Annotated in this window: 10 protein-coding genes and 1 pseudogene; 6 read left to right on the forward strand and 5 right to left on the reverse strand. The window is 70.1% G+C overall.

Features of this window, described 5'->3' with window-relative positions; genetic code table 11:
* Positions 1–19: 19 nt before the first annotated feature.
* Positions 20–571 (reverse strand): hypothetical protein, encoded by a 552-nt coding sequence (locus ACH45E_RS09310; RefSeq protein WP_361442217.1) that lies wholly within the window; start codon positions 569–571, stop codon positions 20–22.
* 173 nt (positions 572–744) lie between these two features.
* On the opposite strand from ACH45E_RS09310, the gene ACH45E_RS09315 reads away from it, so the two are divergent.
* Positions 745–1,284: a bacterial proteasome activator family protein gene (locus ACH45E_RS09315; protein ID WP_361442220.1), complete on the forward strand. Its 540-nt coding sequence runs from the start codon at positions 745–747 to the stop codon at positions 1,282–1,284.
* 89 nt (positions 1,285–1,373) lie between these two features.
* On the opposite strand, the gene ACH45E_RS09320 is transcribed toward ACH45E_RS09315, so the two are convergent.
* Positions 1,374–3,014: a protein kinase gene (locus ACH45E_RS09320; RefSeq protein ID WP_361442223.1), complete on the reverse strand. Its 1,641-nt coding sequence runs from the start codon at positions 3,012–3,014 to the stop codon at positions 1,374–1,376.
* 345 nt (positions 3,015–3,359) lie between these two features.
* Here ACH45E_RS09320 and ACH45E_RS09325 point away from each other — a divergent pair, with 345 nt between their 5' ends.
* Complete coding sequence (locus ACH45E_RS09325; protein ID WP_361442226.1) at positions 3,360–4,946, forward strand: protein kinase; 1,587 nt, start codon at positions 3,360–3,362, stop codon at positions 4,944–4,946.
* 99 nt (positions 4,947–5,045) lie between these two features.
* Here the strand turns inward: ACH45E_RS09325 and ACH45E_RS09330 are convergent, their stop codons facing one another.
* Positions 5,046–6,089 (reverse strand): phosphotransferase, encoded by a 1,044-nt coding sequence (locus tag ACH45E_RS09330; protein WP_361442229.1) that lies wholly within the window; start codon positions 6,087–6,089, stop codon positions 5,046–5,048.
* Between the two features lie 522 nt (positions 6,090–6,611).
* Here ACH45E_RS09330 and pdhA point away from each other — a divergent pair.
* Genes pdhA through ACH45E_RS09345 form a run of 3 tightly spaced genes read left to right on the forward strand, consistent with a single transcriptional unit; the run spans position 6,612 to position 10,207 of the window.
* The gene (gene pdhA, locus ACH45E_RS09335; RefSeq protein WP_361442232.1) at positions 6,612–7,799 is read left to right on the forward strand and encodes a pyruvate dehydrogenase (acetyl-transferring) E1 component subunit alpha; all 1,188 of its coding nucleotides are present in this window, start codon (positions 6,612–6,614) and stop codon (positions 7,797–7,799) included.
* A 1-nt stretch (position 7,800) separates the two neighbouring features.
* Positions 7,801–8,793 carry an alpha-ketoacid dehydrogenase subunit beta gene (locus ACH45E_RS09340; RefSeq protein WP_361442235.1) on the forward strand — a complete coding sequence of 331 codons (993 nt, stop codon included), beginning with the start codon at positions 7,801–7,803 and terminating at the stop codon, positions 8,791–8,793.
* 10 nt (positions 8,794–8,803) lie between these two features.
* Positions 8,804–10,207 (forward strand): dihydrolipoamide acetyltransferase family protein, encoded by a 1,404-nt coding sequence (locus tag ACH45E_RS09345; RefSeq protein WP_361442238.1) that lies wholly within the window; start codon positions 8,804–8,806, stop codon positions 10,205–10,207.
* Between the two features lie 109 nt (positions 10,208–10,316).
* Here ACH45E_RS09345 and ACH45E_RS09350 read toward each other — a convergent pair.
* Positions 10,317–11,033: pseudogene (locus tag ACH45E_RS09350) on the reverse strand (Bro-N domain-containing protein); the annotation flags it as partial.
* A 150-nt stretch (positions 11,034–11,183) separates the two neighbouring features.
* Here ACH45E_RS09350 and murJ point away from each other — a divergent pair.
* Complete coding sequence (gene murJ / locus ACH45E_RS09355; protein ID WP_361442241.1) at positions 11,184–12,836, forward strand: murein biosynthesis integral membrane protein MurJ; 1,653 nt, start codon at positions 11,184–11,186, stop codon at positions 12,834–12,836.
* 60 nt (positions 12,837–12,896) lie between these two features.
* Here the strand turns inward: murJ and ACH45E_RS09360 are convergent, their stop codons facing one another.
* Positions 12,897–13,799 carry a D-alanyl-D-alanine carboxypeptidase gene (locus tag ACH45E_RS09360; RefSeq protein ID WP_361442244.1) on the reverse strand — a complete coding sequence of 301 codons (903 nt, stop codon included), beginning with the start codon at positions 13,797–13,799 and terminating at the stop codon, positions 12,897–12,899.
* Positions 13,800–13,937 lie beyond the last annotated feature (138 nt).

Raw genomic sequence — 13,937 nt, forward strand, 5'->3', positions numbered from 1 at the left:
ACAGGCTCCGGCGCGAGTCCTAACCGCGCCGCACCCGCAGTCCCGCGAAGGCGAGCCCCAGGCCCAGCCCGATGAGGATCAGGCCGCTGCCCAGCGGCAGGATCCGTACGAAGGGCTCGGCGGGGTCCTCGCCGCCCTGGGCGACGGGCTGGTCCGGGTCCTGCGGCGGCGGTGCGGAGGGGACCACGTCGGCCTGCTCCGAGGACTCGGAGACCGCGGGGGGCTCCGTGCCGCCGTCCTGCGGCTCCTGTGCCTCCCCCGCCTCGTCCTGCGGGTCCATGTCCCCCGGACCCGTGTCCTGGGCGGAGGCGGTGTCGTCGTCCCCCTCGACCTCCGCGGGGGGCTCCTCCAGCCGCCCGGGCCGCCGGCGCCCTTCACCGGCCCGGCTGCCGGCCCGGGAGGGGCTGGCGGAGGGCGAGGAGGAGCGGCCGGCGGCCGGGGAGCGCGTGGCGGAGGCCGACGGCGTGGGCTGAGCGCCGTACGACGCGGTGGCGCCGTACGGCACCACGACCGCCGCGAGGAGCAGCGGCAGTGGTGCCACGCGGAGTGTGAAGCGCAGCCATGGAGTCACGTCGGTGACCTCCCGAGCCCAGTCGGCAAGACCGTCGCCGACAAGCCTCACATTCACCTGTCAAACAGGCATTACGGATTGCTCCAGAGGGTCTAAGGCGGGTCGAAAAGGTGGATCAGCGGCGCCGGGGGGCACCACGGTGATGAGGTGTACACGTGCGAGAGAATGGCGGCATGGAGATGCCGAGAAACGATAGGTCGCCGGAGAACCCGCAGATCCTGGTCGTGGGCCAGGACGGAATGGCGCTCGGCGGCGGTGGGGACGAGGACTCCCGCGAGATCCCGGTGACCGAGCAGGTGGAGCAGCCCGCCAAGGTCATGCGGATCGGCAGCATGATCAAGCAGTTGCTGGAGGAGGTCCGGGTCGCGCCTCTGGACGAGGCCAGCCGGGTCCGGCTCAGGGAGATCCACGCGAGCTCGGTGAAGGAGCTGGAGGACGGCCTGGCGCCGGAGCTCGTCGAGGAGCTCGAGCGGCTCTCCCTGCCGTTCACCGATGAGGTGACCCCCAGCGACGCGGAACTGCGGATCGCGCAGGCTCAGTTGGTCGGCTGGCTGGAGGGACTCTTCCACGGGATCCAGACGACCCTGTTCGCCCAGCAGATGGCCGCGCGGGCCCAGCTGGAGCAGATGCGCCGCGCCCTGCCGCCGGGCATGGGCCACGAAGGCACCGATGATCCCCGTGCGGGCGGCCGCTCGGGCGGCCCGTATCTGTAGACGTTCGCCAGCCGGACGGCCGTAGCCAGACGGCCTCAGCACGAAGGGCCCGGCCAGGAGGCCGGGCCCTTTCCGGTGCGTGTCGCGGCTCAGCCGGTCGCCGGGTTGCCGCTCGAGACCCTGATCTCGATCGTCGGCATGTCCTTCGGGGCGACGTCCGTGCCGGCGGTGGGGAACTGCCCCATGACCGCGCCCTGGCCGTAGGTGTTCTCGTCGACCTTGACTTCCTTCATCTCCCAGCCGGCGGCCTGGAAGCATGCCTTGACCGACTTGATGTACTTGAACTTGAAGTCCGGGATCTGGATCTTGTCCGGGTCGTCGTAGGACTCCTGCGGTTCCGTGCACTCGCTCGTCTCGATCGTCTTCGACGTGTCCGGCCCGCGGTAACCCGACGCGTGGGAGGCCGAGGCCGAGGCTGCGGCCGAGGAGCTGGAACCCCCGCCCTTGGCGTCGTCGTCGCTGCCGCCGCCGTTCACCACCAGAGCGACGATCAGGCCGACGACCGCGACCAGGGACACCGCGATCGAGCCGATGATCACCGGCCGGTTGCTCTTGCCGCCCCCCGGCCCGGAGGTCTGGGCGGAGGTCTGGGGCGTGATGTTGTACGGCGGTGGGGTGCCGTGCGCCTGCTGCCCGTAGCCCATCGGCGGCGTCTGGTAGCCGCCCTGCTGGGGATAGCCGTACGACGGGGTGCCGTACGGGGCCGGAGCCGGCGCCGGCTGGTACGGCGTCTGCACGGGCCCGGTGGGCGCCGGGGTCGCCTGGTCGACCGGCGGGAACACCGCGGAGCCGACGCCCGCGCCGCTCTGCGTCGGGCCGGCGCCGGGCACGATGCTCGGCGCGGCCGTCTGGAGGGAGGCGGCGACGCGCAGGCACTCGTCACGCATGGACTCGGCGGTCGGGAAGCGCTCGTTCGGGTTCTTCTTCAGCGCGCGGGCGACCAGTGCGTCCACCGCGGGCGGCAGGGAACGGTTGATCGAGGAGGGTGCCACCGGCTCCTCCTGCACATGCGCGTACGCGATCGCCAGCGGCGAGTCCGCGTCGAACGGCAGCCGCCCGGTGACCAGCTGGAACAGCATGATGCCGACCGAGTACAGGTCGGAGCGGGCGTCCACCCCACGGCCGAGCGCCTGTTCCGGCGACAGGTACTGCGGCGTGCCGACGACCATGCCGGTCTGCGTCATCGAGGTGACGCCGGACTGCATCGCACGGGCGATGCCGAAGTCCATGACCTTGACGACACCGCGCTTGGTCATCATCACGTTGCCCGGCTTGATGTCCCGGTGGACCAGGCCCATCTCGTGGCTGATCTCCAGTGCGGCCAGCACATCTGCGGTGATCTTCAGCGCCTTGTCGGCGGGCATCGCGCCGTACTGCCGGACGTCCTCGTCGAGGACCGAGCCCAGCGGGCGGCCCTCGACGAACTCCATGACGATGTACGGCGTGGTCATCCCGTCGAGGGAGTCCTCGCCCGTGTCGAAGACCGAGACGATGTTGGTGTGCGTGAGCTTGGCCACTGCCTGGGCCTCGCGGCGGAAGCGCTCGCGGAAGGACTGTTCCCGGCCCAGCTCGGTGTGCAGTGTCTTGATCGCGACCTGGCGGTCCAGCACGGCGTCGTACGCCAGGTGCACCGAGGCCATGCCGCCTTCGCCGAGCAAGTCGCGCAGCTGGTAGCGGCCGGCGGCGAGAGCCCGCCCCGCGTACCGGCCCTGTGCGCCGTCCTGGCTCATGTTCTGCGTCCCCCATAGGCGCCGGTGACCGTGAAGCCGGTGACCCGATGCCGGTGATCCAATGTGCTATTCCCGGCCAAGTCTGCCCCAGGGCAGTGACACGTCAAGCTCGGTGCCCGTTCCGTGACCCTAAGCGAAAGAAGCGTCGCGGAAGCGTTACAGCGGGCGTACGTCCGGTACACAGAATTTGCACGACAGCGCGTGCTAGGGGTTTCATGGCCGGTCCGTCTCGGGCCGGTCCCGGACCCGATCCCGGACCGGAGGCTTGCGCGGAGGCTGTAGCGTGGCCGACGGAGACCGTAACAACACCGCGCGCACCGCGGGCAGAAACGACGGCGAGGACCGATGGCACAGACGCACAGCGCCCAGGGCCCGTCCGACCCCGAGGCGTCTGGCGGCGGCATGTCAGAGACGCCGGAGATGTGGGGTAACGGAGGGCTCGTCGGCGACGGCCGGTACCGGCTGACCCACCGGCTCGGCCGGGGCGGTATGGCCGAGGTGTTCGCGGCCGAGGACGTACGCCTGGGCCGGACGGTCGCCGTCAAGCTGCTCCGTGCCGACCTCGCCGAGGACCCGACATCCAAGGCCCGCTTCACCCGCGAGGCACAGTCGGTGGCCGGGCTCAACCACCACGCGATCGTCGCCGTGTACGACTCCGGTGAAGATTTCGTGGGCGGCCAGTCCGTGCCGTACATCGTGATGGAGTTGGTCGAGGGCCGCACCATTCGCGACCTGCTGCTCAACGCGGAGGCGCCGGGCTCCGAGCAGGCCCTGATCATCGTCTCCGGCGTCCTGGAGGCGCTGGCCTACTCGCACCAGCACGGCATCGTGCACCGCGACATCAAGCCCGCCAACGTCATCATCACCGACAACGGCGCCGTCAAGGTGATGGACTTCGGCATCGCCCGCGCGCTGCACGGGGCGTCCACGACGATGACGCAGACCGGCATGGTCATGGGCACCCCGCAGTACCTCTCCCCGGAGCAGGCGCTCGGCAAGGCCGTCGACCACCGTTCCGACCTGTACGCGACGGGCTGTCTGCTGTACGAACTCCTCGCGCTGCGGCCTCCCTTCACGGGTGAGACCCCGCTGTCGGTGGTCTACCAGCATGTCCAGGACATTCCGGTGCCGCCGTCGCAGACCTCGGACGGGGGCTGCCCGCCGGAGCTCGACGGCCTCGTCATGCGCTCCCTCGCCAAGGAGCCGGACGACCGTTTCCAGACGGCCGAGGAGATGCGCGGGCTGGTCCAGTACGCGCTGCAGATGCTGTACGACCAGGGCGGCCACACCGGCACCTGGAACACCGGCCCGGTGGACACGCACGACGGCCGGCACACCTCGGCGGCCGGTTTCGCCGGTACGACCGTCATGCCGCACCCCGCGGACGCCTCGGGCACCACGCAGATCCCGCAGACGATCCTGCCCGCCGGGTACGGGGGCGGCGACGACGGCGGCTTCGAGGGGCACGGCAACAGGGGCAGCGGCCGCGGCAAGCTGTGGATCCTCGCCGTGCTCGCGGTGATCGCCATCGCTGCGGGCGTGGCGCTGGCGCTGCAGCACAAGGGGACCAACACCGACGATCCGGGCACCAAGACCTCGCCGACCAGCTCGCACTCCTCCAAGGAGACGAAGAAGGCCGAGAGCCCGACCGACGAGCCGACCGACGAGCCCACCGACACGTCCACGGAGGGCAATTCGGACAACGGCAGCGGTGGGAACTGGCAGCCCTCGTCGCCCACCCCGTCGTACACCCAGTCCGACACGGCCAGCAGCGAACCGAGCGACGAGCCGACGGACCCGCAGACCTCCGCGGAGCAGCCGACGGACCCGGGGACCGAGACCCAGACCCAGCCTTCGGACCCGGCCACGGACCCGGGCACGGACCCGGGCGACGGCGGAGCCACGGACGGCGGCGCCGGGGACAATCCTTGAAGGACACCCACACCCACTGACGCGGGCAGGCCGGCCCACTGAGCCGCGGCCGACCGCGGTCCGACTGACCGCGCCCCGGTCGGCCGCGGCCGAGCCGCGTCACTCCACGAACGCGTCGCACACCGCGTCGTACTCCCGCGTCCACCACACGGCGAGCGCCGAGGCCGCCGGGAACTGCGGGTCGGCGCGGGTGTCGCCGCGTTCGTAGTGCCAGCGCAGCATCCAGAAGTCGTTGAGGCGCTCCCACCACACGCGGTGCACCGCCGCCGCCAGCTCCGAGGGCGTGGCCCCGGCAGCGCGCCGGTACGCGCGCGCGTAGGCCCGTACTTTCGGCAGGTCGAGGGCGCCCACGGGCCGTACGAAGAAGATCGCGGCGGCGCGGACGGCCTCCTCCGCGCGCGGCTGCACGCCGAGCCGGTCCCAGTCGACGATCGCGGCGGGAGCATCGCCCTTGTAGAGCAGGTTGAAGGGGTGGAAGTCGCCGTGCACCCAGCCCACCGGGCCGCCGCGCGGCGGGCGCCGGTCGGCGTGCTGCTCCAGCAGTTCCCGGCGCTCCAGCAGCCGGTGGCGGGCCAGTTCGTCGAAGGCGTCGAAGGGGCGGTGGCGGCGGACGTGGGCGAGCAGGTCGTCGATGAGGGCGAAGGTGTCGGCCGGGTCGGCGCTCTTCACGGGATGGGGGCTCGTGGCGGGGCGGGTGCGGCCCTTGGGGGGCATCACGCGCTCCAGACAGGCGTGCACCGCGCCCAGGAGCGACCCGAGCCGAGCGCACTGGCCGGGGGTGAGCTGGCCGCCGTGGCGGTGCCTGCCGTCGATCCAGGGGTACAGGGCGTAGGCGTGGCCGCCGACGACGGCGACCGTGCGTCCGTCGCGGTGGGCGAGCGGCGGGGCGACCGGGACGCCGAGGGCGGCCAGCCGCTGGGTGGCCAGGTGCCGGCGTTCGATCGCGGCCGGGTCGGCGGTGTCCGGGTCGAAGTGGTGCTTGAGGAAGTAGCGGCCGCGGGTGGTGCATACGCGGTAGCCGCGGTTGAGCAGACCCTGGTCGACGGGCTCGCAGGTGACGGCGGAACCGGCGGCGTAAAGGCGCAGCAGGGCGCCCAGAGGGGGCGCGTGGGGTACGAGGGGGGGTACACATGAGCGCGGCACGCGCCAGATGGTAGGGCAAGGCAAGAGCCCGTGAGCTGGGCCTTGTCACAGGCAGTCGCGGGTGGTCGCTTTCGGTCACGAGTGCGTCAGGTGTGGGTAACCGCTTCCATTCTCCCTGAGGCGCCCCTCCGCCGTCCCTTCGCCGTCCCTCCGTCGTCCCGCCGCCGTCCGAAAAGATGCGTCCGGCCGCACCCTGCGGGGGCCCGACGCGCGACACCGACTCTTCCCGTGACCTGGGTGAGCGGGATAACGTGCCGTTGCTCCGGCCTCCTGCAAGGCTGTGACCAGCGTCCTTCCGGTCCTGACCGATTTACTTGGAAATCCAAGCAAAATGGCAGGTCAGGAGGGGTTTCACAGAAATGTGGCGCACTGGGTAACGTGACCGTTGCAGGGCGCTCGCCGGGGCACCTGTCACGCCTGTTCCCGGCCGAGTGGCACCCACCCCGTGCCCGGTGGTCGAAAACAGGTGAGCCGCACTGGCCTACCGGCAACCCCGGGGGCCGGACCGACGGAGGAGCACACGTGACCGTGGACAGCACTGCCGCGCGCCAGCCGCGACGCAGCGCCGGAAGCAAGGCCGGCGCCACCGGCACCAAGCGCACCACCCGCACCACCGCCCAGAAGAGCGCCGACCCGGAGCTCGTGCAGCTGCTGACCCCCGAGGGCAAGCGGGTCAAGAACGCCGAGTACGACAAGTACGTCGCCGGCATCAGCCCCGAAGAGCTGCGCGGCCTGTACCGCGACATGGTGCTCACCCGCCGCTTCGACGCAGAGGCCACCGCCCTGCAGCGCCAGGGCGAGCTGGGCCTGTGGGCCTCGCTGCTCGGCCAGGAGGCCGCCCAGATCGGCTCCGGCCGCGCCCTGCGCGACGACGACTACGTCTTCCCGACCTACCGCGAGCACGGCGTCGCCTGGTGCCGCGGGGTCGACCCGACCAATCTGCTCGGCATGTTCCGCGGTGTGAACAACGGCGGCTGGGACCCGAACGGCAACAACTTCCACCTGTACACGATCGTCATCGGCTCCCAGACGCTGCACGCCACCGGCTATGCGATGGGCATCGCCAAGGACGGCGCGGACAGCGCGGTCATCGCCTACTTCGGCGACGGCGCCTCCAGCCAGGGCGACGTCGCTGAATCGTTCACCTTCTCCGCGGTCTACAACGCCCCGGTGGTGTTCTTCTGCCAGAACAACCAGTGGGCGATCTCCGAGCCGACCGAGAAGCAGACGCGCGTCCCGCTCTACCAGCGCGCGCAGGGCTACGGCTTCCCCGGCGTCCGCGTCGACGGCAACGACGTGCTGGCCTGCCTCGCGGTCACCAAGTGGGCGCTGGAGCGCGCCCGCGGCGGCGAGGGCCCCACCCTGGTCGAGGCGTACACGTACCGCATGGGCGCCCACACCACCTCGGACGACCCGAGCAAGTACCGGGCCGACGAGGAACGTGAGGCCTGGGAGGCGAAGGACCCGATCCTGCGCCTTCGCCGGTTCCTCGAGTCCTCAAACCACGCGGACGAGGGATTCTTCGCGGAACTGGAGACCGAGAGCGAGACGTTGGGCAGGCGAGTGCGTGAAGCGGTCCGCGCCATGCCGGACCCGGACCACTTCGCCATCTTCGAGAACGTGTACGCGGACGGGCACGCGCTCGTCGACGAGGAGCGCGCCCAGTTCGCCGCCTACCAGGCGTCGTTCGCAGACGAGGGGGGTCACTGAGATGGCAGGGACTGTGACATCCAAGAGCATGGCTCTGGCCAAGGCGATCAACGAGTCGCTGCGCCGCGCCCTGGACACGGACCCCAAGGTCCTCATCATGGGTGAGGACGTCGGCAAGCTCGGCGGCGTCTTCCGGGTGACCGACGGCCTGCAGAAGGACTTCGGCGAGAGCCGCGTCATCGACACCCCGCTGGCCGAGTCGGGCATCGTCGGCACGGCGATCGGCCTGGCCCTGCGCGGCTACCGTCCGGTGGTGGAGATCCAGTTCGACGGCTTCGTCTTCCCGGCGTACGACCAGATCGTCACGCAGCTCGCGAAGATGCACGCCCGCTCACTGGGCAAGGTCAAGCTCCCGGTCGTCGTGCGCATCCCCTACGGCGGCGGCATCGGCGCGGTGGAGCACCACTCCGAGTCGCCGGAGGCGCTGTTCGCGCACGTCGCCGGCCTGAAGATCGTCTCCCCGTCCAACGCCTCCGACGCCTACTGGATGATGCAGCAGGCCATCCAGAGCGACGACCCGGTGATCTACTTCGAGCCGAAGCGGCGCTACTGGGACAAGGCCGAGGTCGACACCGAGGCGATCCCCGGCCCGCTGCACAAGGCACAGGTGGTCCGTGAGGGCACCGACCTGACCCTCGCCGCCTATGGTCCGATGGTCAAGCTCTGCCAGGAGGTCGCCGACGCGGCCGCCGAGGAGGGCAAGAACCTGGAGGTCCTGGACCTGCGCTCGGTCTCGCCGATCGACTTCGACTCCATCCAGGCCTCGGTGGAGAAGACCCGCCGTCTGGTCGTGGTCCACGAGGCTCCGGTGTTCTTCGGCTCCGGCGCGGAGATCGCCGCCCGGATCACCGAGCGCTGCTTCTACCACCTGGAGGCCCCGGTGCTCAGGGTCGGCGGCTACCACGCCCCGTACCCGCCGGCCCGCCTGGAGGAGGAGTACCTGCCGGGCCTGGACCGGGTGCTCGACGCCGTCGACCGCGCCCTGGCGTACTGAGGAGAGGGTCGTGACGACGATGACGGAAGCATCCGTGCGTGAGTTCAAGATGCCGGATGTCGGCGAGGGCCTGACCGAGGCCGAGATCCTCAAGTGGTACGTCCAGCCGGGTGACACGGTCTCCGACGGCCAGGTGGTGTGCGAGGTCGAGACCGCCAAGGCGGCCGTCGAACTGCCCATCCCGTACGACGGAGTGGTCCGCGAACTGCGCTTCCCCGAGGGCAGCACGGTGGACGTGGGTACGCCCATCATCGCGGTGGACGTGGCGGGCGGCGCGCCCGCCGAGGCGCCGGCGCCCGCTCCCGCGCCCGAGGAGAAGAAGCCGGAGCAGCCGAAGGCCGCGGGCACGGGCCGCCAGCCGGTGCTGGTCGGTTACGGCGTCGCCGCATCCTCGACCAAGCGGCGCCCCCGCAAGGGCCCGGAGGTCACGGTCCCCCAGGCCTCGGCGGCGGTCCAGTCGGAGCTGAACGGCCACGGGGCCGCGGCCGCGAAGGACCGTCCGCTGGCCAAGCCCCCGGTGCGCAAGCTCGCCAAGGACCTGGGCGTCGACCTGGCCACGGTCACCCCGTCGGGCCCGGACGGCATCATCACGCGTGAGGACGTCCACGCGGCGGCTGCCCCGACGGCGGCTGCCCCGGCGGCAGCGGCCCCCGTGCCGGTGGCGGCCACGCCCGTGTCCGTGCCCCCGGCGCCGGTCGCGACGTACGACACGGCACGCGAGACCCGTATCCCGGTCAAGGGCGTCCGCAAGGCCACCGCGCAGGCCATGGTCGGCTCGGCGTTCACGGCACCGCATGTCACGGAGTTCGTCACGGTCGACGTGACGCGCACGATGAAGCTGGTCGAGGAGCTCAAGCAGGACAAGGACATGCAGGGCCTGCGGGTCAACCCGCTCCTGCTGGTCGCCAAGGCCCTGCTGGTCGCCATCAAGCGAAACCCGGAGATCAACGCGTCCTGGGACGAGGCGAACCAGGAGATCGTGCTCAAGCACTACGTCAACCTGGGCATCGCGGCCGCCACGCCCCGGGGTCTGATCGTCCCGAACATCAAGGACGCGCACGCCAAGACCCTGCCGCAGCTGGCCGAGGCGCTCGGCGAGCTGGTCGCCACGGCCCGCGAGGGCAAGACCTCCCCGGCGGCCATGCAGGGCGGCACGGTCACCATCACCAACGTCGGTGTCTTCGGCGTCGACACCGGCACGCCGATCCTCAACCCCGGCGAGTCCGCGATCCTCGCGGTCGGCGCGATCAAGCTCCAGCCGTGGGTGCACAAGGGCAAGGTGAAGCCCCGCCAGGTCACCACGCTGGCGCTCAGCTTCGACCACCGCCTGGTCGACGGCGAGCTGGGCTCCAAGGTGCTGGCGGATGTGGCGGCGGTGCTGGAGCAGCCGAAGCGGTTGATCACTTGGGCGTGACGAGCATCACAGGGTAGCCTCGCAGCACCGGAGGGGGCGGCCGCAACTTCGTCTTGCGACCGCCCCCTCCGCCTTTCTCTCTCAGGGTCCGTCAGAGGAAGCCGTTGCGGGGCGCCCCACCCTCGAAGACGAGAGCGTCGACCTGGTCCGCGATGCGTTCCAGCGCCCGGACCAAGGCCTGCTGCACGGCGAGCGTGGCCTTCTGCGTGGCCAGCATCTCCCTTTGCAGGGTGACCGTCTCCTTCTGGAGCGAGAGTGTCTCCTTCTGAAGCACGAGAGATTCCTGCTGTGCGTTCGCAAGCTCCTCGTCCAGTTGGAGGTTGTGCGCCTCGAGCCGGACGATGGCATCCGCGACCTGATCCGGCATGGCGTAGACGACCGGGGCACTCGGGTCGATGGGCTGCACCTCGGCCTCTTCGAGGGTGTATGAACCCTCTCGCTGCACTGTCTCGATCACCTCGGCGGCCCACTGCTTGAAGGGCTCGCAGGCAGGTTTCGTGCAGGCGTTGACGAGGCGAATCAGACCTTGGAGGTTGATGAGTTGCAGGTCTCGGCGCCATTCCCTACCTGCGGGAATGCTGAGAGAGTGACTTCCAGTCACTCTCTCAAGACTTTCTCGATGGTCCTCCGGTACATGGTCCGTCAGTGCCTTTCGGGTCGTGGTGTACCCCAGTTCCTTGCAGACATCCACCGCCGGAAACCAATGCGTCCCGTCCGGCATGGTCAGCCGGCGCACCCGGGCGCCGGTCGCCGCGTACACGAAGTCGCTGACGTCGATCGCGTCCCGCTGTTCGGCGGGGTCGCGTCGATTACTCGGTTCGATCATGTGAACCACCTCCGCAGCGGAACGTAAAGCGGAGCAAATCGAATATGCCAACCGAAGCCGCGATATTCACGATTGTGAGCGAAGATCGCTGATTCCGCTGGCGGGACAGCAGTTGAGCGTGCGTGATCTCAACTGCCTTATCTTGAACACATGTTGACGGATACGAACGGCAGAGCACGGCACGCCAGACGGCGCGAGAAGGAGCGGGGCGGGCTCGTTCGCTCCTCCGCGCTCATGGCTGTCGGTACCGTCGTCTCACGGGCGACCGGGCTGATCCGGACGGTTCTGCAGGGCGCGGCGCTCGGCAACGGGCTGCTGGCCACCACGTACAACACCGCCAACACCGTGCCCACCAGCCTGTACACGCTGCTGATCGGCGGCGCGCTCAACGCCGTCCTCGTGCCGCAGCTCGTCAGGGCGCGCAAGACCCACCCCGACGGCGGAAAGGCGTACGAGCAGCGCCTGGTGACCCTCGTCGTCACCGTGCTGGCCGTCGGGACGGCGCTGGCGGTGTGGGCGGCGCCGCTGATCGTGGGCATCTACATGCGGGACACCCCCCGCCAGCACGAGGCGTTCCGGCTCACCGTCGTCTTCGCCCGGTTCCTGCTGCCGCAGATCTTCTTCTACGGCCTCTTCTCGATCTACGGCCAGGTCCTCAACGCCCGCGAGAAGTTCGGCGCGATGATGTGGACTCCGGTGCTCAACAACATCGTGCTGCTGGCCATGTTCGGCGGCTACCTGAGCCTGATGACCGTGCCGGACTCGGTCGCGCAGGTCACCGACACACAGGTGCGCTGGCTCGGCGTCGGAACCACGGCCGGGATCGCCGTACAGGCCCTCGCGCTGATCCCCTTCGCCCGCGCCGCCGGCTTCCGCTTCCGGCCCCGGTTCGACTGGCGCGGTACGGGGCTGGGCTCCGGTATCCACGCGGCCAAGTGGACCCTGCTCTTCGTCCTGGCCAACCAGGTGGCGCTCGCCGTGGTCACCAACTACGCCACCGCCGCCGACCAGGAACTGCCGAACTCGGGCGTGGGCTACACCGCGTACACCTACGCGCAGACCCTGTGGATGCTGCCCCAGTCCATCGTCACCGTCTCCCTGGTCACCGCGCTGCTGCCGCGCATGAGCAGGGCCGCCGCCGAGGGCCGGATCACCGACCTGCGCGCCGACCTGTCCCGGGCGCTGCGGATCAGCGGGGTCGTCATGGTGCCGGCGGCCTTCCTCTTCCTCGCCCTGGGCCCGCAGATCGCCACCCTGGTCTTCGCGCACGGCGCCGCGGATCCGGCCTCCGCCCAGCCGATGGGTCACATGCTCCAGGCGTTCGGGCTCGGCCTGATCCCGTTCTCCGCCCAGTACCTGCTGCTGCGCGGCTTCTACGCCTTCGAGGACACCCGTACGCCGTTCCTCATGGCGGTGTGGATCGGGGTGGTGAACATCGCCCTGGCCACCGCGTGCCATCTGCTGCTGCCCACTCGCTGGGCGGTCACCGGCATGGCCGGCGCCTACACCCTCTCCTACCTGGCCGGACTCGCCCTCACCGCACGCCTGCTGGCGAAGAAGGCCGGCGGCCGGCTCGACGACGGAACCGTGCGGGCCACCTACACCAAGCTGCTGGCCGCGTCGGCCTGCGCGGCGGGGGCGGCCTGGGCGGCCGCGCGGTCCTGCGGTGCCGCTCTGGGGACGGGCACCGTACCGGCGGCGCTCGCCACCCTCGCGGGGGCGCTCGTCCTGGTGGTCGTGTATCTCGTACTCGGCCGACTTCTGAAGGTCGGTGAGCTGCGGCGGCTGCCCGGTCTGGGCTGAACGGCCGGACACGCGAAGGGCCCGCCGCTCACCGCGACGGGCCCGTGCACCGCGTGGGCGTCAGCCGAGCTTGGCGAAGCCGTAGCTCATGAGCTTCTTCGCGTCCGACTCGCGCTGGGGGATGGAGGAGGAGGCGAGCACGGTGCCGATGACCGTCTTGCCGTTCCGGGTCGCGGCGAAGACCAGGCAGTACTTGGCCTCGGGGCCGGAGCCGGTCTTCACACCGATGGTGCCGCTGTAGCTGTTGAGGAGCCCGTTGGTGTTGGTCCACGGGTTCATCGTGCGGGTGCTGCCGGTCTTGGTGACCGTCTTGGCCGTGTAGGACTTGGTCTTGACGATCGACCGGAACGTGGAGTTCTTCATCGCGCTGCTGGCGATCTTCGTCAGGTCGCGCGGCGTCGAGAGGTTGTTGCCGTTGCCGATGCCGTCGAACGAGTCGAAGTGGGTGTGCGTCAGGCCGAGGCTCCTGGCGGCGGTGTTCATCTTGCCGATGAAGTTCGCCACGCGCTTGGCCCGGGTGGAGCCGGTGCCGTACTTGTCGGCCAGCGCGTAGGCGGCGTCGCAGCCGGACGGCAGCATCAGGCCGTACAGCAGCTGGCGGACGGTCACCTTGTCGCCGACGATCAGGTGCGCCTGGGAGGCGTTGTTCCTGACGACGTAGTCGCTGTACTCCTTCGCGATCGTCACCTTGGCGTCGAGGTTGAGGTTCGACTGCGCCAGCACGACCTTGGCGGTCATGATCTTCGTGGTGGAGCCGGTGGGGAGTTGCCCGTCCGCCGCCTTGGTGAACAGCGTCTTGGCGTTGGCGTTGTTCATGAGGTAGCCGCCCTTGGCCACGATCGAGGGCGTGCTGACGGCCTGCGCGGGCGCCGCGGTGAGGGCGCCCGTGGCGAGCAGCGCGCCGGAGGTGACGGCGACGGCGGCGGCGCGGCGGATGCGGATGCCCTTAATGCCGGTAATCAAGTAAATACCCCGATTGTCTCGAATGCCCTTGATAATGCGGCCGAGTTGAGGTGGCAAGGGGAGTGGGCCGCATGTGTCTGACACGTAAGTAGCACAGAAGGTTGTGCGGCTTCTCGGGGGGTCTCTGTATTCCGACTG

Source organism: Streptomyces sp. NPDC020299 (assembly GCF_044387825.1).
GTDB lineage: Bacteria > Actinomycetota > Actinomycetes > Streptomycetales > Streptomycetaceae > Streptomyces.

Excerpts from the sequence above, each read along its gene's own strand:
- ACH45E_RS09315 (WP_361442220.1), top strand. The coding sequence starts at position 745 with ATGGAGATGCCGAGAAACGATAGGTCGCCGGAGAACCCGCAGATCCTG.
- ACH45E_RS09320 (WP_361442223.1), bottom strand. The coding sequence starts at position 3,014 with ATGAGCCAGGACGGCGCACAGGGCCGGTACGCGGGGCGGGCTCTCGCC.
- ACH45E_RS09325 (WP_361442226.1), top strand. The coding sequence starts at position 3,360 with ATGGCACAGACGCACAGCGCCCAGGGCCCGTCCGACCCCGAGGCGTCT.
- ACH45E_RS09340 (WP_361442235.1), top strand. The coding sequence starts at position 7,801 with ATGGCAGGGACTGTGACATCCAAGAGCATGGCTCTGGCCAAGGCGATC.
- murJ (WP_361442241.1), top strand. The coding sequence starts at position 11,184 with ATGTTGACGGATACGAACGGCAGAGCACGGCACGCCAGACGGCGCGAG.